At 67.4% G+C, this 19,523-nt stretch carries 16 protein-coding genes and 2 pseudogenes; 6 read left to right on the top strand and 12 right to left on the bottom strand.

The window, feature by feature from the left end:
• Positions 1–183: 183 nt before the first annotated feature.
• From HMPREF9336_RS14230 to HMPREF9336_RS14220, 4 genes and pseudogenes are all read right to left on the bottom strand, one after another.
• Complete coding sequence (locus tag HMPREF9336_RS14230) at positions 184–393, bottom strand: hypothetical protein (protein WP_007468206.1); 210 nt, start codon at positions 391–393, stop codon at positions 184–186.
• Between the two features lie 556 nt (positions 394–949).
• A pseudogene (locus HMPREF9336_RS19095) lies at positions 950–1,176 on the bottom strand (transposase); the annotation flags it as partial.
• A gap of 425 nt (positions 1,177–1,601) precedes the next feature.
• Positions 1,602–2,408 (bottom strand): transglutaminase-like domain-containing protein, encoded by an 807-nt coding sequence (locus HMPREF9336_RS14225; RefSeq protein WP_007468204.1) that lies wholly within the window; start codon positions 2,406–2,408, stop codon positions 1,602–1,604.
• A 125-nt stretch (positions 2,409–2,533) separates the two neighbouring features.
• Positions 2,534–3,457 (bottom strand): hypothetical protein, encoded by a 924-nt coding sequence (locus HMPREF9336_RS14220; RefSeq protein WP_007468203.1) that lies wholly within the window; start codon positions 3,455–3,457, stop codon positions 2,534–2,536.
• 310 nt (positions 3,458–3,767) lie between these two features.
• On the opposite strand from HMPREF9336_RS14220, the gene hchA reads away from it, so the two are divergent.
• From hchA to HMPREF9336_RS14205, 3 genes are all read left to right on the top strand, one after another.
• Positions 3,768–4,655: a glyoxalase III HchA gene (gene hchA, locus HMPREF9336_RS14215; RefSeq protein WP_007468202.1), complete on the top strand. Its 888-nt coding sequence runs from the start codon at positions 3,768–3,770 to the stop codon at positions 4,653–4,655.
• Positions 4,656–4,828: 173 nt separating this feature from the next.
• Positions 4,829–5,524, top strand: coding sequence for an alpha/beta hydrolase (locus HMPREF9336_RS14210; RefSeq protein ID WP_007468201.1), 696 nt, complete (start codon positions 4,829–4,831; stop codon positions 5,522–5,524).
• Positions 5,525–5,714: 190 nt separating this feature from the next.
• Positions 5,715–7,976 carry a HelD family protein gene (locus tag HMPREF9336_RS14205; RefSeq protein ID WP_007468200.1) on the top strand — a complete coding sequence of 754 codons (2,262 nt, stop codon included), beginning with the start codon at positions 5,715–5,717 and terminating at the stop codon, positions 7,974–7,976.
• A 207-nt stretch (positions 7,977–8,183) separates the two neighbouring features.
• Here HMPREF9336_RS14205 and HMPREF9336_RS14200 read toward each other — a convergent pair whose 3' ends face one another.
• The 4 genes from HMPREF9336_RS14200 to HMPREF9336_RS14185 form a co-directional block, all read right to left on the bottom strand.
• A complete protein-coding gene (locus tag HMPREF9336_RS14200; protein ID WP_007468199.1) occupies positions 8,184–8,636 on the bottom strand; it encodes a universal stress protein in 453 nt (150 codons plus the stop codon).
• A gap of 165 nt (positions 8,637–8,801) precedes the next feature.
• Positions 8,802–9,470: an SRPBCC family protein gene (locus HMPREF9336_RS14195; RefSeq protein ID WP_007468198.1), complete on the bottom strand. Its 669-nt coding sequence runs from the start codon at positions 9,468–9,470 to the stop codon at positions 8,802–8,804.
• A gap of 398 nt (positions 9,471–9,868) precedes the next feature.
• A complete protein-coding gene (locus HMPREF9336_RS14190) occupies positions 9,869–10,150 on the bottom strand; it encodes a hypothetical protein (protein ID WP_007468197.1) in 282 nt (93 codons plus the stop codon).
• A 174-nt stretch (positions 10,151–10,324) separates the two neighbouring features.
• The gene (locus HMPREF9336_RS14185) at positions 10,325–10,579 is read right to left on the bottom strand and encodes a hypothetical protein (RefSeq protein ID WP_021030738.1); all 255 of its coding nucleotides are present in this window, start codon (positions 10,577–10,579) and stop codon (positions 10,325–10,327) included.
• Positions 10,580–11,181: 602 nt separating this feature from the next.
• Here HMPREF9336_RS14185 and ilvD point away from each other — a divergent pair.
• A complete protein-coding gene (gene ilvD / locus HMPREF9336_RS14180; RefSeq protein ID WP_007468194.1) occupies positions 11,182–13,026 on the top strand; it encodes a dihydroxy-acid dehydratase in 1,845 nt (614 codons plus the stop codon).
• The gene (locus tag HMPREF9336_RS14175; protein ID WP_021030737.1) at positions 13,026–14,216 is read left to right on the top strand and encodes a PQQ-dependent sugar dehydrogenase; all 1,191 of its coding nucleotides are present in this window, start codon (positions 13,026–13,028) and stop codon (positions 14,214–14,216) included. Before ilvD ends, HMPREF9336_RS14175 begins: the two co-directional genes overlap by 1 nt.
• A 7-nt stretch (positions 14,217–14,223) precedes the next feature.
• Here HMPREF9336_RS14175 and HMPREF9336_RS14170 read toward each other — a convergent pair whose 3' ends face one another.
• From HMPREF9336_RS14170 to gatB, 3 genes and pseudogenes are all read right to left on the bottom strand, one after another.
• Entirely contained in the window at positions 14,224–14,664 is a 441-nt protein-coding gene (locus HMPREF9336_RS14170; RefSeq protein WP_007468190.1) for a PaaI family thioesterase, read from the bottom strand.
• A 184-nt stretch (positions 14,665–14,848) separates the two neighbouring features.
• A pseudogene (locus HMPREF9336_RS14165) lies at positions 14,849–15,198 on the bottom strand (XRE family transcriptional regulator); the annotation flags it as partial.
• 276 nt (positions 15,199–15,474) lie between these two features.
• Entirely contained in the window at positions 15,475–16,983 is a 1,509-nt protein-coding gene (gene gatB, locus HMPREF9336_RS14160; protein WP_021030736.1) for an Asp-tRNA(Asn)/Glu-tRNA(Gln) amidotransferase subunit GatB, read from the bottom strand.
• Between the two features lie 105 nt (positions 16,984–17,088).
• On the opposite strand from gatB, the gene ggh reads away from it, so the two are divergent.
• Positions 17,089–18,426 carry a glucosylglycerate hydrolase gene (gene ggh, locus HMPREF9336_RS14155; RefSeq protein WP_007468181.1) on the top strand — a complete coding sequence of 446 codons (1,338 nt, stop codon included), beginning with the start codon at positions 17,089–17,091 and terminating at the stop codon, positions 18,424–18,426.
• A 46-nt stretch (positions 18,427–18,472) separates the two neighbouring features.
• Here ggh and HMPREF9336_RS14150 read toward each other — a convergent pair whose 3' ends face one another.
• The gene (locus HMPREF9336_RS14150) at positions 18,473–19,507 is read right to left on the bottom strand and encodes an ATP-dependent 6-phosphofructokinase (RefSeq protein WP_007468179.1); all 1,035 of its coding nucleotides are present in this window, start codon (positions 19,505–19,507) and stop codon (positions 18,473–18,475) included.
• Between the last annotated feature and the right edge of the window lie 16 nt (positions 19,508–19,523).

Here is a 19,523-nt window from a genome sequence, read left to right as displayed (position 1 = left end):
CCAACGCCGATAGAAGCAACTTATCGGCAACTGGAAAACAAGGACGCGCGTCGGCAAAGAGACCCCTCTTGCGCCCGTGATCCAGCGATGAGACGAGCGCCTACTCGCTTTGCTTGCCGGGCGGAAGTTCGCGAATCGGCGTTCCGTCTGGGCAAATAGCTCGCTCCGCTGGATTTCGCCGATCTAGGCGACGCTCGCGTCGTTGATCCGATTGAGCGATTTCACGTCGGCCTTTCCGAATATTCCTTTGAAGACGATCTTGATCGATGAATTGCCGAACCACCAGAGGTCATTTTTTCCAGGGCGCTTATCGCGCTGGAGCAGTGATGCCTTGCAAATGGTCATCTTGTTCTTGAACAGATGTCCTTTGGCCCCCGCGATCTCCTCGGACATCACGCCTTTGGTGAGAACTTTGCCGAGAAAAATTTTCGTCGCTGCGGGCTTCGCTTCCGCCGAACGGGAAGACGGAGATCTTCGCGGGTCGTCGCTGGTTGAAATCCGTCTGCCGCAAGGTCGACCAGATGAGCCTTATGGCCCTCGGCAGCGAAGCCTCGGATGGCACAGCCCCTATGCCAGCGGCAAAGAAGCGCCTGCGATTGGGCGAATTCTCTTGCGAGTCCAACGCTGTGAACTCTGGTGGAAAGTTAGGCAAAATCCTCCGGTTTGGAATTAGGCCAAATCCTCCGGTCGAAAAGTGAGCTACCGCCATAAGCGAGCGGAGGGGACGGCGCTCCGGTGGGCCAGGCGTGAGCCTTGGCCCTTGCTTCTGGCTCCAGGGCCGCAGAGGCTCGCTGGTCCAAGGGGCCGCGAAGCGGCAGCGCGGCAGCGACTCCGTCGACATCTCATGGGGCTAAAAGTCAAGCCGCAGCCGCGAGAGGCGGTGGGAATGCTTGGTTTTCGTCGTAGAAGATTCCGGTTTGGCGGCAGTGGTGGAGGTGGAATCCAACAGTCATCGCAACGCTTGGGGTTGCTGGTGGGACTTGATGAGGGTAGCGAATCGTTGTGCTGGGGTGTCCCAGTTGAGGGTTTTGCGGGGCGGGCGTTGAGCTCGTCGGCGATGCGGGCGAGCGCGCGGGCGTTGTGCAGGTTCAAATCGTTGCGTTTGGGGAAGTAGTCGCGCAGCAGCCCGTTGGTGTTCTCGTTGCTGCCGCGCTGCCAGGCCGAATAAACTTCGCAGCCCTGGCCGAAGCACTGGAATGCGGGATCAAGAAACGGACGACAGGTTTCGGCGGCCAATCCGGTTCGGCAAACTGGCTATCCGTCGGCCGGACCGGGCAAGCCGCCCCCGCCCCGAGGCTTTCACCAGAAGACCATCTTCAGTGGTCGGAGCCGGGCGTGTCCCGACGCGTCCGACATAACGGGCTCGAGTTCGATTCCCTGCTGGCACGCGTCGGCGGGCCTCCGTCTCCTGGTTAGCGGTTGATCCACATAACAACGGCCACAATAATCGCGAGCACACAAAACGCTATGCCCGACACTAGCAGAAAAGGCATCGCGTCCACGGGCTCAATCTACCCCAAGGCCAGGGATCCTTGCTGCTCGAATCCCCGAACCACGATCAGGCGAGAGGCATGTCGAGCGTCTGGCGGTCAGAGCCACTACTACGTGATACTGACCAGTTCCGCGAGGTCGTCCTTCGGAAGACCGCCCTCGACGACGGCGGTGACCACGGATTCGTTGAGGACGATCGCGCCCCGGTGGTTGTCGAGGAACGCGGTATCCGCCGCGTCGCGGCCTGTGGCGATGCGCACGAGCGTGGAGCGAGGAGCCAGGCACGTCGCGTCGACGACCCGCCACGCCCCGCCGACAAGCGCCTCGGCGACGGCGTGGAAGTCCATCGGGTCGCAGCCTGGGGCGTAGACGGCCACCAACCGCGCGGGAACGTTCAGCGCCCGCAGCATGGCCACGACGAGGTGCGCGTAGTCGCGGCACACGCCCCGGCCCGCGAGGAGCGTGTCCACCGCGCCGTCGATGGGGTCGCTGCTGCCGGGGACGTAGCTCAGCCGGGAGCCGACCCACGCGGCGACCTTCTCCAGCAGGACCTCTGTGTCGAGGTATTCGCCGAATTCCGCCGAGGCGAAGCCGAAGAACTTGTCGGCTTCCGCGTATCGGCTCGGGCGGAGGAACACCGAGGCGTCCACGTCGGCGACCGGGGCCGGGTCTGCCCTGCCGGTCACCGTCGCGTCGTAGGCGACGAGCAGCTTGCCTGGCGCGGCGGGGAAGGCGTGGATCCGACTGCCGTGCTCGGTCACGATCTCCTTTGCCTCGACCGGTTTCCCGTCGAGGACGAACGACAACGACTCGTCCACCCTCGCGCCTGGATGCGGGGCGACCGCGATCTGGAATTCGAGGAACGTGGCTTCGACGACATCGACGTCGAGACGAGCGGAAACAGTGCGGACGGTCATGCGCGGCTCCTATCGAACGGCACGGCGCACGCCGTGCCGTTCCTAGCCTAACCGGAAAAGGCGACGGGGGCAGGACGTGCGGATGAAGCCTGGACGACCGGGCGGGAGGGGCCGGAAGCTCGGACTCAGCCGAGGACCGCGACGCCGGTCAGCCCGCCGGGGAGCGTCGCGACCAGCCGGTCGAGGCCGCTCGCGGCGTTGACCTCGCGAATGTTGCCGCCGAGGTCGGTGACGTAGAAATTCCCGCTCGCCTCGTCGCGGTCCACTCCGATCGCCTCGCGGAACCCCGAGGCGAGGATCGTCGGGGCCGCGCCCTTCTCCCCGACTGCGGGGATCGGCGCGCGGTTGAGCGTGTTGCCCTCGGGCGCGGAGCCTCGGTCGGTCCAAGAGATCTCGCCCGCGCCGAGGTCGAGGCACAGGTCGATGGGCTCGGGCAGGTTCTCCCACAAGATCTCGGCGTCGTCGCGGCTCGCGGGGTCTGCGGGGACGACGAGCGGCGCGCGGAAGATCCGGCCCAGACCGCCCTTGCTCGGCCCCTTCTGCGTCCAATACAAATGTCCGCCCGCCGGGTCCACGGCGATCCCCACGCAGTGCCGCAGGACGTCGCCCTGCTCCTCGGGCACGGTGTGGTCGCCGTTCTGCACCAGCACTTCCAGGCCCGTGCCGTCCAGGTTCGCGCGCAAGACCCGCAGGCCCTCGCGGTCGCAGAAGTACAGCTTGCCCGCGCCGAAGTCGGCGACGAGCTGCTTGCCGGTGACGAAACTCCCCGAAGGCAGCACCGTCGCCCGTTCGGACCCGTCGAGGTTCGCCCGTTCCAGGGAGCCGTTGCGCCGGTTGAACGTGCCCGAGCCCCTCGTCAGAGCCGTCGCCGCCGAGCCCCCGTCTGGCGTGCCCATGTTCGTCCAGTACAGCACCCCCCGCGCCTTATCCACGACCACGCCGTCAGGAACCTCGTCCGCCGGGGCCACCAAGGTGGTCACAGCTCCGGTGACGGTGTCGACGGACTGGATCTCGAGGGCTCCTGGGTTCAGGACGATGAGCGTCGGCATGGCGGCGTCCTTTCCTGCGTTCCGCGCAGCGGGCGGCGCAATTCGATTACTTGCCTCAGACTAATTTTATCGGTCGCGCATGGGCGCGAGAGAGAGAACTCGCACACATCCGCAAAGCCTCCGAGGCGGATCGGCGGCGAACCTGTCGGGCAAGCCCCGCACGACGCGCGGTTGCGCGGGTAACGTGGGTGGCGTTCGCCCCGTCGCGCCCTGGCAAGGGGCGCGCAGGCCGAGGACGTGGCGAGCAAGAAGAACCCCGGAGCCCGAGGAAGAATGAAGGCCCCGCTGTGCCGATTGGAGGAGCACGAGCGTGTCAGAAACTGGAACCGAGCTGTCGAAAGCCCCTGTCCCCGATCCTGCGGAGTACAACGCGTTCTTCCCTTCCGCGTACTCGCTCGCCAAATACACCGCGCCAACGAGCGATTTCGGCGGAGCCGATTATCCGAACCCGTACACGGGCGGTCGGTGGAAGATTCTGCTGATCGCCACCGAAGAACGCTACCTGCTCACGAAGAACGGCACGTTCTTCTCCACCGGCAACCACCCGCTGGAGCTGCTGCTGCCGTTGCTGCACTTCGCCGCCGCCGGCTTCGAGGTCGATGTCGCGACCTTGTCCGGCAACCCCGCGAAGTTCGAGCTGTGGGCGCTCCCGAACGAGGACGAGGCGGTCAAAGCAGGGTTCGAGAAGTTCCTCCCCAAGTTCCGCCAGCCGCTCAAGCTCTCGGACGTGGTCGAGAACAACCTCGGGCCGGACTCGGACTACATCGCCCTGTTCGTCCCCGGCGGGCACGGGGTGATCAACGGCATCCCCGAAAGCGAGCTGGTCGGGAAAACCCTGGACTGGGCGCTGACGAACGACAAGCACATCGTGACGCTCTGCCACGGCCCGGTGTTCCTTTCGTCGCTGCTCGCGGTCGGCGCGCGCAGGGACGACTACCCCTTGCGGGGCTACCAGATCACCGTCTTCCCCGACGCGCTGGACGAAGGAGCCAACGTCGAGATCGGCTATCTGCCCGGACGGCTCGTGCGCCTTGTCGCGAAAGAGCTCGAAGAACTCGGCCTTGTCGTGCTCAACACGGGCATCACCGGGCAGGTGCACCAAGACCGCAAACTCCTCACCGGCGACAGCCCCCTCGCCTCCAACAATCTCGGCAAACTCGCCGTGCCGCTGCTGCTGGAAGCGGCTCAAGAATCCTGAGCGCGGCCGACGCCCGGCGGGCGCCCTCGGCCTGCGGACCACCGCGCGCTGCCATGCGGCGATCTCGGTCACGTTGCCGCCTCGTCCGCTTGCGCCAGCCGCCGCGTCGGGTACCGTCCCGGAACGGACAGCTCCGTCTATCGCAACTCCGACCTGCCCATTGGAGGCTTCTCATGGCTCTGCCATCCATCGTTCTTGTCCACGGGTTCTGGGGCGGCGCCGCCCATTGGTCCAAAGTCATCGTCGAACTCGCCGGGCGCGGCTACCAGGACATCCACGCCGTGGAGAACCCGCTCACTTCGCTCGCGGACGACGCGAGGCGCACCCAGCAGATGGTCAAGCAGATCCAAGGCCCGGTCGTTCTCGTCGGGCACTCCTACGGCGGCGCGGTGATCACCGAGGCGGGGAACCTGCCCAACGTCGCCGCGCTGGTGTACATCGCCGCGTTCGCCCCGGACGCGGGCGAGAGCCCCGGCGAGATCAGCCAGAAACGCCCTCCGGTGGCGTTCGAGAACCTCGCCCCGGACTCGGACGGATATCTGTGGGTCAAGCCGGAGAAATTCCACGAGAGCTTCTGCCAAGACCTCGCCTCGGAGGAAGCGCTGGTCATGGCGGTCACGCAGAAAGCTCCGCTCGCGTCCACGTTCGGCGACGCCATCGCCGACCCAGCCTGGCGGCACAAACCGTCCTGGTACCAGGTCTCGTCCGAGGACCGCATGATCCACCCGGACAACGAACGCGAAATGGCCGCCCGGCTGAACCTGCGCGAGCTCGTCGAACTGTCCGCCTCGCACGCTTCGCTCGCCTCCCAGCCTGCCGCCGTCGCCGACCTCATCGACAGGGCCGCCAAGTCTGTCTCCGACGTGTGACCGCCTGCCCGGAGGATCCCAGGCGGGAACACGTTTTCCGGCCTGGGATCCTGCTTTTCCCTGCCGCGCCGCGCGAAGCGCGTCCTGCGGCCCATCAATCAGGGAAGCCAGGTAGAATCGATAGCTTGTGCGCACGCTTGCACTGGCAAAGTGCGCCGTCGGCAGACACACTCGTCGAGGAGGATCTGACGTGTCGGACGTGCAGCAGAACGAGGACCAAGAACGCCTCGACGTGCTCTACACCCGGCTGGACCGCCTGCGGGCGACCGCCGACCGCCGTCTGCGCGACGCGCTCCTCGAAGCCGACGGCGACGACCAGGCGCGCTCGGAGCGGGAGTCCTACGTCCAGCTGTACAGCGAGGACCTCGCCAAATACCACGCGGCGGAGCACAATCTCTGCTTCGGCCGCTTGGACATGGCCGACGGCGAGCGCCGGTACGTCGGCAGGCTCGGGATGTTCGAAGACGACAGCGACGAGATCCTGCTCCTGGACTGGCGCGCCCCTCTCTCCCGGCCTTTTTACCTGGCCACGCCCGCCGCGCCCGAAGACGTGCTGCGGCGCAGGCATATCCGCACCCGCAACCGCAAGGTGCTCGAAGTCAACGACGAGACGCTGGACCTGTCCGCCGCCGGGCAGCAGAACGGCTCTGAGAGCGGCGGGGTCGTCAACGAGGCCGCCCTCGTCTCGGCCCTTGGAGCCGCGCGGACCGGGCATATGGGCGACATCGTCGACACCATCCAGCGCGAGCAGGACCTCATCATCCGCCACGAGCACCGAGGGGTGTTCGTGGTGCAAGGCGGCCCCGGCACCGGCAAAACCGCCGTGGCGCTGCACCGGGCAGCGTACCTGCTCTACACCCACCGCACGAAGCTCGCCCGAAGCGGCGTGCTCATCATCGGCCCGAACGACACCTTCTTGAACTACATCGGCCAGGTCCTCCCCTCCCTCGGCGAGACCGGGGTGCTCCTCGCCACCGTCGGCACGCTCTTCCCCGGTGTCAAGCCGACCGAGGAGGATTCGCTCGAGGCCCGCGCCGTCAAAGGCTCGCTGGCCATGGTGGACGTGCTCAAGGCCGCCGTGCGGGCTCAGCAGCGACTGCCGAAGGCGCGGATCCGCCTGCCGTTCGGCCGGCACGAGCTCACGGTGGACCGCGAGCTCGTGTCCAAGGCGCAGGGCCGGGCCCGCAATTCGAGGCGGCCGCACAATCCCGCCCGCCAGGTCTTCCTCCGCGCCGCGCTCGACATCCTCGCCGACCGGCTGTGGCGCGAGGTCGAGGGCGAGAACAGCAACGACATGGAGAGCTATCAAGAGATCCGGGACGAGCTGCGCGCAGATCCCGACATCCGCGAAGCTCTCGACGAGTTCTGGCCGGAGCTGACCCCGCAGGACGTGCTGCGCGAGCTGTACTCGGATCCGGAGAAGCTCCCCAACCTCACCAAAGCCCAGCGCGCCGCTCTGTCCAGACCGCCAGAAGCCGGGTTCTCCCCCGCCGACGCGCCGCTGTTGGACGAGCTCGCCGAGCTCATCGGGGCCGACGACGAAGTCGCGGCGGAAGAGGCCCGCGCCCGGCGCGCCCAGGCCATCGCCGAGGCGCAAGCCGCGCTGGATCTGATCCGGGACTCGGGCAACGAGGACCCCGAGGACGGCTTCGACTCGGAAGTCCTCATGGCCCACGATCTCCTCGACGCCGAGTCATTGGCCGACCGCCAGACCCGCTCTTCGGGGGCCAGCGCGGCCGAGCGCGCCGAAGCGGACCGCACGTGGACGTTCGGCCACGTCATCGTGGACGAGGCGCAGGAGCTCTCGCCCATGGACTGGCGCATGGTGTTCCGCCGCTCCCCCAACCGGTGGATGACCCTGGTCGGCGACGTCGCGCAGACTGGCGACCCCGCGGGCGCGGTTTCGTGGTCGGACGTCCTCTCCCCGTACGTGGCGAACCGATGGCGGCTCGCCGAGCTCACCGTGAACTACCGGACCCCGAGCGAGATCATGGTGTTCGCCGCAGCCGTGCTGAGCAAGATCAGCTCAGAGCAAACGCCGCCGCGCTCGATCCGCGCGTCCGGCCATGTGCCGTTCGCCGTGCGCGTGGCCGCCGACAAGATCACGACCGCCGCGGCGGACCTCGCAGGCGGGGCCGAATTCACCGGCCTGACCGTGCTCCTCGCCCCGGCGAGCGCCGTGTCCGCCCTTCGCGGCCTCGCGTCGGATTCGGTCCGCGTCCACACCGTCCACGAGGTCAAGGGCCTGGAGTTCGACAATGTCGTACTCATCGAGCCCGCAGACATCGTCGCAGAGTCGCCCCGAGGCGACAACGACCTCTACGTCGCGCTCACCAGGGCGACCCAGCGCCTCGTCGTGGTGCACAGCAAGGCGCTCCCCGAGACGCTCGCCTCCCTCGAAGACCGCCCCGCCCTCACTGGCGAGCCTTCGCCGTCTCCCCTTTCTGGTTAGCCGTCTCGTCGAAGCATCCCGCGCTTCAAGAAGCGCCCAGTGCCTCCGACGCGGCGAACAAGGCGAACCAACCGCCTCGAGAGCAAAACGGCCGCGATCCGTCGCGACACCCCGGCGTTCAGCGGGCGTAGACGAGACGCAAAGGGGAGCCTCCCCGCGCGCGGAGGACAACGAAAACGAAGCAGACCGCCGGGCGGACCCCGAAACCTAGACGGTGTGAACGATTAAGACATCGATGTCGGCCTTGCGGGCGACGTCGGAAGGCACGGAGCCGAGGATGCGGCCGGTGATGGACGAGAGGCCTCGGTTGCCGACCACGAGCAGGTCTGCTTTCACGCCGATCACGAGGTCGATCAGGGCGTCCACGGGGTTCTTGTCCGCAATCGCCCGCTCCTCGATCCTCTGCGCTCCGGCGTTGCGCGCCCGGTCGGCGGCGCTGTGCAGGATCTCGTACGCAGGCGCGTTGCCGGTGATCTGGAAGGCTTCGCCCTTCAGCGCGTCCGAAGCCGGTCCGCTCGAGCTGCCGCCCTGCTGCTGGTACGCCGTCGCGATGTACAAAGTCGCGCCAGCCGCTCCAGCGACTTCTGCCGCGCGCTCCACCGCGCGGAACGACGATTCAGAGCCGTCGGTGCCCACCACAACGCTGCGGTATAACGCCACCTCTTCTACCTCCTTCATCACGCCGCTCGCGGCGTCGCAGAACCTGCTTGATCAATAAGTGCGCTGTCTCACGTTAAAGCCTCGGCCTGCCTGAAGCAAGCAATGCCCCGAATATGCCACAGGTGGGGCCCGGCTGGACAGCCGGGCCCCACCTGCGTGGTGTTTCTACTTCTTGTCGGCGGGGAAGATAACGCCGTTGGCCCGCTTCGCGCCGAACTTCAAAAGCGGCTTGACAAACGGCGCGGCCAGCCGCAGCGGCAGGAAACCGATGAACTTCGGGGTCGCCGCAAGCCGCCATGTCAACTGCGTCCCGCCCCGCTTGGTGGGCTCGAACGTGTACTGCGAGGCCAGCTGCTTGAGCACCGGCAGGGAGGCCCCGACTCCGGTGTAGCCGAAAAGCTTGCCCTGGTCGAACTGGACGACCTTCTCGCCCACCGCGAGCGGCAAGGTCTTCATGTAGCGGGTCGCGCCCGCGCCCTGCTCGCCCACGTAGTGGATGCCTTTGACTCCGGGGATCCAGCTGAACGCCCGCTCGCCGGTGAACGCCGACCACACCTTCTCGACCGGGTGCTTGAACTTCACCTTCGCGGTGACGCGGAAAGAGCCCTTGTCGAGGAAGTCCTCGAAGTCAGCGCCCTCAAGCGCCTTCGCCTTGAAGCGGAACGGAGCCTTGGGGCCCTTCGCGGTCAGGACCAGGAATCCGAGGGCGACCGCCGGAACCGCGACAACCGCGGTGGCGATGGTGTAGAGCAGCTTGTCGTCGGCAGCCGGGTCGTACGCGGGGTAGGAGCTCGGCGACGCGGGCTTGGCCGGAGGGGTCTGAGGCTCTGTCATGTCTTTGCTGTCCTTTGCGGTCCAACCCAGTCCCTGGGTTTGAAGCGATTGTCTGGTGGCCCGCAGTGGGCCACCAGACAATCTAGTCCTCGCCTAGAGAGCTACGACACAGACCCCCGTTACACGGACCCGCAGTCTCACTCACTGGTCTCACTCGCCTTCGACGGCGGCGCAGTCGTGGCTGTTGCCGAGGGAGTCGCCGCCGCCTGCCGAGCAGCCAGGCTCGAACGGAGCGACCGGCTAGGCCGAAGCAAAACCCATTCAGAGCCGGGGACGGCGAAACTGCGGCGCGCTCGACGGAACGCAAAGCTGATGGATTATTGATGGGGTCATTCCATGTTTGCGCGAATTTTTGGGCGGCTCCGCATGCGGAGCCGCCCAAAAATTCGCGTCTCGGATCAGTGGTGCGCGTTACCGCTAGAGCCCGCCGAGCCGCTGTTCACGCCCGAAGAGCCGGGGCCGCCGACGTTGCCGGGACGGCCTTGACCGTTGTTGTCCCCGCTCGAGCTGTTGCTGTTGCCGTTGCCGGACCCGCTGGCGCCGCCGTTGGTGTCGCTGTCCGCGTGCACAGACCCGATGACCTGCGGGGCGGGAGCGGCCGAAGCCTCGAGGGCCAATGCCGGGCTCAACGCGAACACGCCGAGCGCAGCCGCGGAAACGAAGGTGGTAACCGAAGCCATAGTGATCTACTCCTCGCTGAATGGATTCTGAAATGGGCGCCGGGAATCCTCCCGAAGAACACCTATTGCTCATGTCGTGTTCAGTTTTCAAACCCGTATTTAAAAACGGGGAATATTGCGAGCGAGAGCCGATCGGCTCTCGCTCGCAATATTACACTATTAGAACTTGTTCTTTCAGCGCTGGCCGCCGGGGGCGAGGATGTGCACCGGGGCGTTATTGTTCCCATTCTGCGGCTGGGGAAGCTGAGTGCTGTTGCGGCCGTGGCTGTCGCCGCTCCCGGTGCTGCTCGAATCGCCCACCGGCACGAACCCGACGGACTCGTGGGCAGGACCGGCGGAAGCCATGCTGGCCAGACCCGGAGCCAAGGCGAACATCCCGAACGCCGCGGCCGATGTTGCTTTCGCGATTGTTCTCATAGTCAGATTCATGATCTTCTCCTCATTCGCTTTGTTCACATAGGAATTTGTCGTTCTTCTTCAAATCTGCGCGAGCCGGTCGTTCCCATCCGATCGCCTCTACGGGGAAAGAACGCGCGACCGCCCCTTCCCATTCCCGCAATCCCGCCTCGAAAAATCACAGTTTCATCACGCTCCGCCGCCCCATCCTGAAGAATGATCGGAGAGGAACAACGCTCGCCGCCAAATTATTCCCGCATTCTCGAGCCCGTCCCCGACTCGCGCCGAGGAACACGAATTGCAGCACAGGCCCCGCGCGAATTTCCGACAAACGGAAGGCCCGCCGCCCGCCCCGGTGGCATGTCGCCGGGGCGGGGACGAAGGCCCTGGCTCCACGGCAGGGAGGCTTGCGCGATTGTTCGGACAGCCGTGTTCGCGATCTCCCGCCCGCGCGTTCCACGCCCCTCGGAGCCTTCGCCCGAGACTCTCATCCCGCTTTCCCGCCGCCGCCGGGAAGACCTGCGGATCATCCGATGATATTTCGATCCCTATGAGATTCGCGCCACATTGTCTTGCGCTTTCGGGAACGCTGGGGATAGGAGCGGCGAAAGCCGAGGAACGGGTAAGCTGAGCAGATGCCGCCACTTCGATCCAGGACGACCACCATCGGCCGCGCAGCGGCCGGAGCGCGCTCGCTCTGGCGCGCGACCGGGCTCACCGACGCCGACTTCGGCAAACCCATCGTCGCCATCGCGAACTCCTACACCCAGTTCGTCCCCGGCCACGTCCATCTGAAGAACGTCGGGGAGATCGTCGCCGAAGCCGTCCGCGCGGCCGGCGGCGTTGCCAGGGAGTTCCACACCATCGCGGTGGACGACGGCATCGCCATGGGCCACGGCGGCATGCTCTACTCCCTGCCCAGTCGCGAGCTCATCGCGGACTCGGTGGAGTACATGGTGAACGCGCACACCGCCGACGCCCTGGTCTGCATCTCGAACTGCGACAAGATCACTCCGGGGATGCTCAACGCCGCGATGCGCCTGAACATCCCCGCCGTGTTCGTCTCCGGCGGCCCGATGGAGGCGGGCAAAGCCGTGGTCGTCGACGGCGTCGCGCACGCGCCCACCGACCTCATCACCGCCATCGCCGCGAGCGCGAACGACTCCGTCACCGAGGAGGGCCTCGGCGAGGTCGAGCGCAGCGCCTGCCCCACTTGCGGCTCCTGCTCCGGCATGTTCACCGCCAACTCGATGAACTGCCTCACCGAGGCGCTGGGCCTCTCCTTGCCCGGCAACGGCTCCACCCTCGCCACGCACGCCGCGCGCCGAGCCCTTTTCGAACGAGCGGGCTCGGTCGTCGTGGAGATCGCCAAACGCTGGTACGAGCAGGACGACGACTCGGTCCTCCCCCGGAACGTCGCCACCGCGAAGGCTTTCGCGAACGCGATGGCGCTCGACGTCGCCATGGGCGGCTCCACCAACACGGTGCTGCACATCCTCGCCGCCGCGAACGAGGGCGAAGTGCCGTTCGCCCTCGCGGACATCGACGCGATCAGCCGCCGGGTGCCCTGCCTCTCCAAAGTCGCCCCGAACTCCGACTACCACATGGAGGACGTGCACCGGGCGGGCGGCATCCCCGCCATCCTCGGCGAGCTGCGCCGCGCGGGACTCCTGCACGAGGACGTGCACACCGTGCACTCCCCCTCGCTCGGCGCATGGCTCGACACGTGGGACGTGCGCTCCGGGAAAGCCTCCGCCGAGGCGGTCGAACTCTTCCACGCGGCCCCCGGCGGCGTGCGGACCACCGAGCCCTTCTCCACCGAGAACCGGTGGTCGAGCCTGGACCTGGACGCGGTCTCCGGCTGCCTGCGCGACGCCGAGCACGCCTACACCAAAGAGGGCGGGCTCGTGGTGCTCCGGGGCAACCTCGCCCCGGACGGCGCGATCCTCAAAACCGCGGGCATCGACGAGGAGCTGTTCTCCTTCCAAGGCCCAGCGGTGGTGGTCGAGTCCCAAGAGGAGGCCGTCTCGGCCATCCTCGGGAAGAAGATCAAGCCCGGCGACGTGGTCGTCGTCCGCTACGAAGGCCCCTCGGGCGGGCCGGGGATGCAGGAGATGCTCCATCCCACCTCGTTCCTCAAGGGCATGGGGCTCGGCAAAGTCTGCGCGCTCATCACCGACGGGCGCTTCTCCGGCGGCACCTCCGGCCTCTCCATCGGCCACGTCTCCCCGGAGGCCGCCTCCGGCGGCGCGATCGGGCTTGTCGAGAACGGGGACCAGATCCGGATCGACGTCGCCTCCCGCGCCCTTGAGCTGCTCGTCTCCGACGACACGCTCGCCAACCGCCGCGCGAAGATGGAGGCGGCGGAGCGGCCGTGGAGCCCGAAGGAGCGCAACCGCCCGGTGACCGCCGCATTACGGGCGTACGCGGCCATGGCCACATCCGCCGACCAAGGAGCCGTGCGGAGGCTGCCCTCCTGATGAAGCTCCGGGCCCTCGCCGCTTCCACCGCGCTCGCCTGCGCCGTCTCCCTCGTCAGCGGCTGCGCCGATTTCGAGCACCTCAACAACTCGCCCTTCCAGGACGCGTTCCAGGGCTCGTTGCGAAGCGGCAAGAAACCGCCCGCCGACCCCCAACAGACGCCGCCGAACCAGGACCAGCCGAACCAGGGCGACCGCAAACCGGGGCCGTGCGTGGACCTCGACCCCGCGGTCATCGCCACCTGCATCAAAATCACCGGCGGGATCGCCCCCCTCACGGGGGCGGACGCGGTGCTCGTCGCCGAGCGCAGCACCGGCAACATCCTCCTCGCCAAGCGCGGGCCGAGCCAGAAAGCCACAGTCGTGACGCATGTGGACGTCAACCCTGCGGGGGACGGCGGGCTCATGGACATCGCGCTTTCCCCGAGCTTCGCCACCGACGGCGCGATCTTCGCCTACATCTCGACTCCGACGGACAACCGCGTGGTCCGGCTGACGAAAGAGGCGGGCGCGAAAGACGTCCTGACCGGCATCCCGCATTCGAGCGACGAGAACTACGGCTCGATCCAGTTCGGCCCCGGCGGCGCCCTCTACGTGCTCACCAGCAGCGCGGGCGACGAGGCCGAGGCCAGCGACCCGAACTCGCTCGCGGGCAAGATCCTTCGGATCGAGCCGAGCCAGCTGAACGACGGCGCTCCCGCCGATCCGAAGGTGATCGTGAGCGGGCTCGGGACGGGCGGATCGCTCTGCTTCGACCTGGACGACCCCGACACCACCCTCTGGTACACCAACCGCAGCCCGGTGAAGGACGAGCTGCTCCGAGTTCCGAAAGGGTCGGCCACGCCCCAGCTGGTCTGGAGCTGGCCGGAGCGACCGGGCGTGTCCGGCTGCGCGGTCAAGAAATCGGTGGCGTTCGTCGCGGTGCGCGAGAAACTGCTCACCCTCACCATGCCGCCCGGCTCCAGTGGCCTTCCCGTCGAGCCCGTCGTCGCCGTGGACGGCAAGTACGGCGTGCTCAACGACGTCTCGGCCTCTCCTGCGGGGATGCTGTGCTTCGGCACCGCCAACCGGGGCCCCGGCGGCAATCCGGACGAGAACGTCGACGACCGGGTGATCTGCAGCTCGAGCGGGGGCGGCGGCAAGGGCGGCGTCCCCGGCTTCGGCGAACCGCCGAAGCCCAAAGACGACTGACCCCGCGCTAGCCGGCGACGCGGAGCTGGTAGACCCCCCGACTTGTCGCCACCAGCGTCCCGTCCTCCGTCTTCAGCTCGCCTTCGAGGACGAACTCCGCCTTCCCTTTCGTCTCCGCCTCCGCCTGGATCGCGGCGATGGCCTCCTCGGCCAAGCCGACCTCCACTGTCACATCGCTGGTGACCGGTTTGCGGAACTGGATGTTCATCTCTTTCACGATCGGGAAGAACTTCGCGGTGTCGAAGGAGGTCAAATAAAGCAGGCCCCCCGGCAGCTCCGCCAGCGTGAACAACGCCCCCGCGTACATGGTCCCGATGTGGTTCTCGTTCCCTTCGTACGGCATCATGCACCGCACCCTGCCGCGTTTCGCGGCTAAGACCCGAAGACCGCTCCGTTCGACGAACGCGATCCCCAATGCCCCGAATTCCAGCAGCGCCGCCTCGTCCATGGTCCACCGGCCTTTCTGAAAGTGTTGTGAGCGACATTGTGTGAAACAATGTTATCTGACCCACTTTGAGTCCGGTTCGCCCGGTCGCGCGCGTGCAGCCGCAGGCCCGCAGGTTTGAGGGTGAGGCGCCCCGTCGCTTCGAGCGTGGCCGGGCCGAGATGCCGCGTCAACGATGCGAGCGTCGAAGCCTCGCCGCGATGTCGCGCGCCCCTGTGTCCCGCATCGCTTTGACCAGCCTCAATTCGGTTTCGACCGCCGTGTCGTTGCCGGGGTCGGCCAAGTAGGAGACTGGCACGCCGAAATACTCGGCTATCGCCTGGACATTCCGAATCGTGAGATTCGTCCGTCTGTCCGTGCGCAACAGGCATAAATAGGGGGCGCTCATCTGCGCCCCGGTTTTCTCGTAAATCCCCTCGGCCACAACGGCGTCGGACACGGAGCCACTGCGGGCGCCAAGGTCTCGTACAGCATGGCGAGCTTGGCGGCCAGGCCGTCCGCCGACGAGACCTCGGGGCCTCTCTCGCCCTGAATCATGCCCACGATCGCTCCATCCCATTCGCCTGGCTATCGCGCAGCGATCATTCTTGCACTCGCCAGAATGATCTGCAGCAATTCCAACTGCTGGTAAATGCAACTTTGGACACCATTACCAGCAAGCAAAGCCAGTGATCGTGGGCGCTCGGCGTTGCTTGGTTGCCAAGGCGGCCCCGATCTCGCAGAGGAACGCCGCCGAACAGCAGCCCCCGGCCTCCAGCGGCGGACGCACGTGGGTCGTCCGCCGCTGGAGCGCCTCGGGAAACCGTGCCGACGCTAGCCCTGGCCGCACGACTTGAGGATCAAAGCGCGCACCGCCTTGCCGTCCGCCTGGCCCTTCATCGCCTTCATCACCGCGCCCATGACCGGGCCGATGGCCTGCTGGCGGCCTTCGCGGATCGCCTCCGCCTCGGACGGGAACTGCGCGAGCGCCGCGTCGACGGCGGCCTGCAGCGCGCCGTCGTCCCTCACCACCTTCAAACCTCGTTTGGCGACGACCTCGTCCGGCTCGCCCTCGCCCGCGAGCACGCCGTCGATCACCTGCGTGGCCAGTTTGCCGGTGAGCTCCCCCGCCGCGACGAGCGCGAGCGTCTTCGCCACCTGGACCGGGGTGATCGGCAGGTCGGCGAGCGCCGCGCCCCGCTCGTTCGCGACACGGGAGAGCTGGGAGAGCCACACGCCTCGGGCGGCGTCGGCCCCCGCGCCCGCCTCGACGGTCTGGATGAGCAGTTCCACCGCGCCGGCGTTCACCACGTCGCGCATCACCTCGTCGGTGAACCCCCATTCGGCCTGCAGCCGCGCCCGGCGCTTCGCCGGAGGCTCGGGCAGTGTCGCCTTCAGGCTCTCCACCCATGCCGAGTCCGGGGCGACCGGGACCAGGTCGGGCTCCGGGAAGTAGCGGTAGTCCGCGGCGGTCTCCTTGGCCCGCCCCGACTTGGTCGTGCCGTCGTCCTGGTAGTGCCGGGTCTCCTGGCGGATCTCCCCGCCAGCCACGAGCACCGCCGCCTGCCTGCGCATCTCGTGGCGGACCGCCGTCTCCACGCTGCGCAGGGAGTTCACGTTCTTCGTCTCGGTGCGCGTCCCGAACTCCGACGCGCCCTTGGGCATGAGCGAGACGTTCGCGTCGCACCGCAGCGAGCCCTGCTCCATCCGGACGTCGGAGACGCCGAGCGCGCCGAGCAGGTCGCGCAGCGCCGTGACGTAGGCGCGGGCGACCTCCGGCGCGCGCGCCCCGGTCCCCACGATGGGCTTGGTGACGATCTCGATGAGCGGGGTGCCCGCCCGGTTGAAGTCCACCAGCGACTGATCCGCCCCGCCGATGCGGCCGTCGGCGCTGCCGACATGGGTGAGCTTGCCGGTGTCCTCCTCCATATGCGCCCGCTCGATCTCGATCACGACCGTGGTCCCGTCCTCCAGCGCCACCTCGAGGGAGCCGTTCTCCGCGATCGGCTCGTCGTACTGGGAGATCTGGTAGTTCTTCGGCATGTCCGGGTAGAAGTAGTTCTTCCGCGCGAAGCGGCCCCAGGGCCGGATCGAGCAGCCCAGAGCAAGGCCGATCCGCACGGCGGATTCGAGCGCCTTCTCGTTGAGCGACGGCAACGCGCCCGGCAAGCCCAAACAAGTCGGGCAGACCTGCGAGTTCGGCGGCGCGCCGAACACCACCCGGCAACCGCAGAACATCTTCGTCGCGGTGTTGAGCTCGACGTGGACCTCCAGCCCCAGAACCGGGTCGAAACGCTCAAGGACCTCGTCGTAGTCCAACAAATCGGCGGTAGCAGCAGTCATCGGAACAGTTTAACGTCCCGGCGCAGGCGCGAAGCGCTCGCGCTCGCGGAGCGAGCGAACGCCATCGCCCTGCCGAACTCGCGAGTTTCCCGCAAAATAGTTCGGATGATCCGTCGCCCCTTCTCCCAGACGCAGCTCGCCGCCCGGGCCGCCTATCTCCTCAAGGGGAACGACCTCGGAGCCATGACCACCGCCGCTCCCACGCTCTATCCCCACATGTGGAGCTGGGACGCCGCCATCGTCACCGCCGGCCTGGCCTCGCTCAGCGTCGAACGGGCCATCCGCGAGCTCGACACGCTCCTCTCCGCGCAGTGGTCGACGGGCATGATCCCGCATATCGTCTTCGCCCCCGGGGCCACCGGCTATTTCCCCGGCCCGGAGCGCTGGGAGACCGCGCGGCTCGCGCAGGCCGCCCCCAAACGGCCGGAAACCTCGGGCATCACCCAGCCGCCGGTGCACGCCATCGCCGTGCAACGCATCCTCGACCATTCCCGGCATCGGGGCAAGACCGTGCGCAGCGCCGCCGAGGAATTCCTCGACCGCCGCTGGCCGGACCTCATGCGCTGGCACCGCTGGCTCACCACCGCGCGGGACCAAGGGGGGCACGGCCTGATCACGCTCTACCACGGCTGGGAGTCCGGGATGGACAACTCCCCACGCTGGGACCAGGCGTACGCGAACGTCGTGCCGGGGCAGATGCCCGGATACGTGCGCGAAGACATCTCGGTCATCGGCGACCCCGGCCAACGGCCGAGCAACGCGGAGTACGACCGGTACCTCTGGCTCGTGGAGCAGATGAAATCCGTCGGCTACGACGACGAGAAGCTGCCGTCGGTCATGGACTTCCAGGTGCAGGACGTCTTCTTCTCGGCCCTGTTCGCCATGGCCTGCGACATCCTGGCCTACATCGGCGAGGACCACGCCAAGCCGCACGCGGACGTGCGGGAGCTGCGGTCGTGGGCGCAGCTGTTCCAGCGCGGCGTCGCCTCCACCGCGCACCACCGCTCCGGAGCCGCCAGCGACTTCGACCTGAAAACCGGGCAACGGACCTACACCGACACCTTGGCGGCGTTCGCGCCGCTCATCTGCGGCGGCCTTGACCGGCCGAGGGAAATGGCCCTCGCCCGGCTCTTCGAGGGCTCGCGCTGGTGCGGACACCCGGATCTGCTCTACGCCCTGCCCCCGTCCACTTCGCCGGTGTCGAAGGATTACCGGCCGAAGGAGTACTGGCGCGGACCGGTGTGGCCGGTCATCACGTGGCTCTTCTCTTTCGCCTTCGCGCGCCGGGGTTGGCCCGAGCGCGCCACGCAGCTCAAAGACGAGGCGCTGCGCCTGGTCGCGGACGGCAAATTCGCCGAGTACTACGAGCCGCACACCGGCGAGGCGCTGGGCAGCATGCAGCAGTCCTGGACTGCTGCAGCCGTGTTGGACTGGCTGGGCTAGCCGTCCGCGCGGGGCTCCCCGGCCCGCTCCCTGTTCCGGCCCCGGCTCAGCCGAAGAAGGCCTTGGCCTCATCGTAACGTTCGACGGGCACCCGCTTGAGCTGGCGCGTCGCCTCCGACAGCGGCACAAGCTCGATCTTCGTGCCGTGCAATGCCACCATGTTCCCCTCCCCGCCGTTGTGCGCGGCTTCGGCGGCGTGCAGGCCGAACCTGGTGGCGAGCACTCGGTCGTACGGGGTGGGCGTGCCGCCGCGCTGCACGTGCCCGAGCACCGTGACCCGGACTTCTTTGCCGATCCGCTGCTCGATCTCCGCGCCGAGCTGGCGGGAGACCCCGGTGAAGATTTTATGCCCGAACTCGTCGATCCCGCCTTCGGCCAAGGCCATCGACCGAGGGTCCGGGGCCGCGCCCTCGGCCACCACCGCGATGAAGTGCGAGTCGCCGCGCTGGAAGCGCTTCTTGATCATCGTGCAGACCTCCTCCACGTCGAACGGCACCTCTGGGATGAGGGTGAGGTGCGCGCCCGAGGCGAGCCCGGCGTGCAGCGCGATCCACCCCGCGTGGCGGCCCATGACCTCCACGAGCATCACCCGCTGGTGCGACTCGGCGGTGGTGTGCAGCCGGTCGATCGCGTCGGTCGCGATGGCCAGCGCGGTGTCGAAGCCGAAGGTGACGTCCGTGCAGTCGATGTCGTTGTCGATGGTCTTGGGCACCCCGACCACGGGGACCCCGGAGTCCGCCAGCCAACTCGCCGCGGTCAGCGTCCCTTCCCCGCCGATGGGGATGAGCACGTCGATGCCGTTGTCGTCGAGGGTCTGCTTGATCCGGTCCAGCCCGGCACGCAGTTTGTCCGGGTTCACCCTCGCCGTGCCCAGGATCGTCCCGCCGCGCGTGAGGATGCGGTCGATCTTGTCCAGATCGTCGAGCTTGACCCGGCGGTCCTCCAAAAGGCCGCGCCATCCGTCCTGGAAGCCGAGCACGGTGCTCCGATAACGGCCCACCGAGGTCCGCACCACCGCGCGGATGACCGCGTTGAGGCCGGGACAGTCGCCGCCGCCAGTGAGAACACCGATCCGTTTCACTTGACGCTCCTTCAAG

The sequence above is a fragment of the Segniliparus rugosus ATCC BAA-974 genome (genome assembly GCF_000185725.2).
Taxonomy (GTDB): Bacteria; Actinomycetota; Actinomycetes; order Mycobacteriales; family Mycobacteriaceae; genus Segniliparus; species Segniliparus rugosus.
This window is presented reverse-complemented; position numbering and strand designations above follow the sequence as displayed.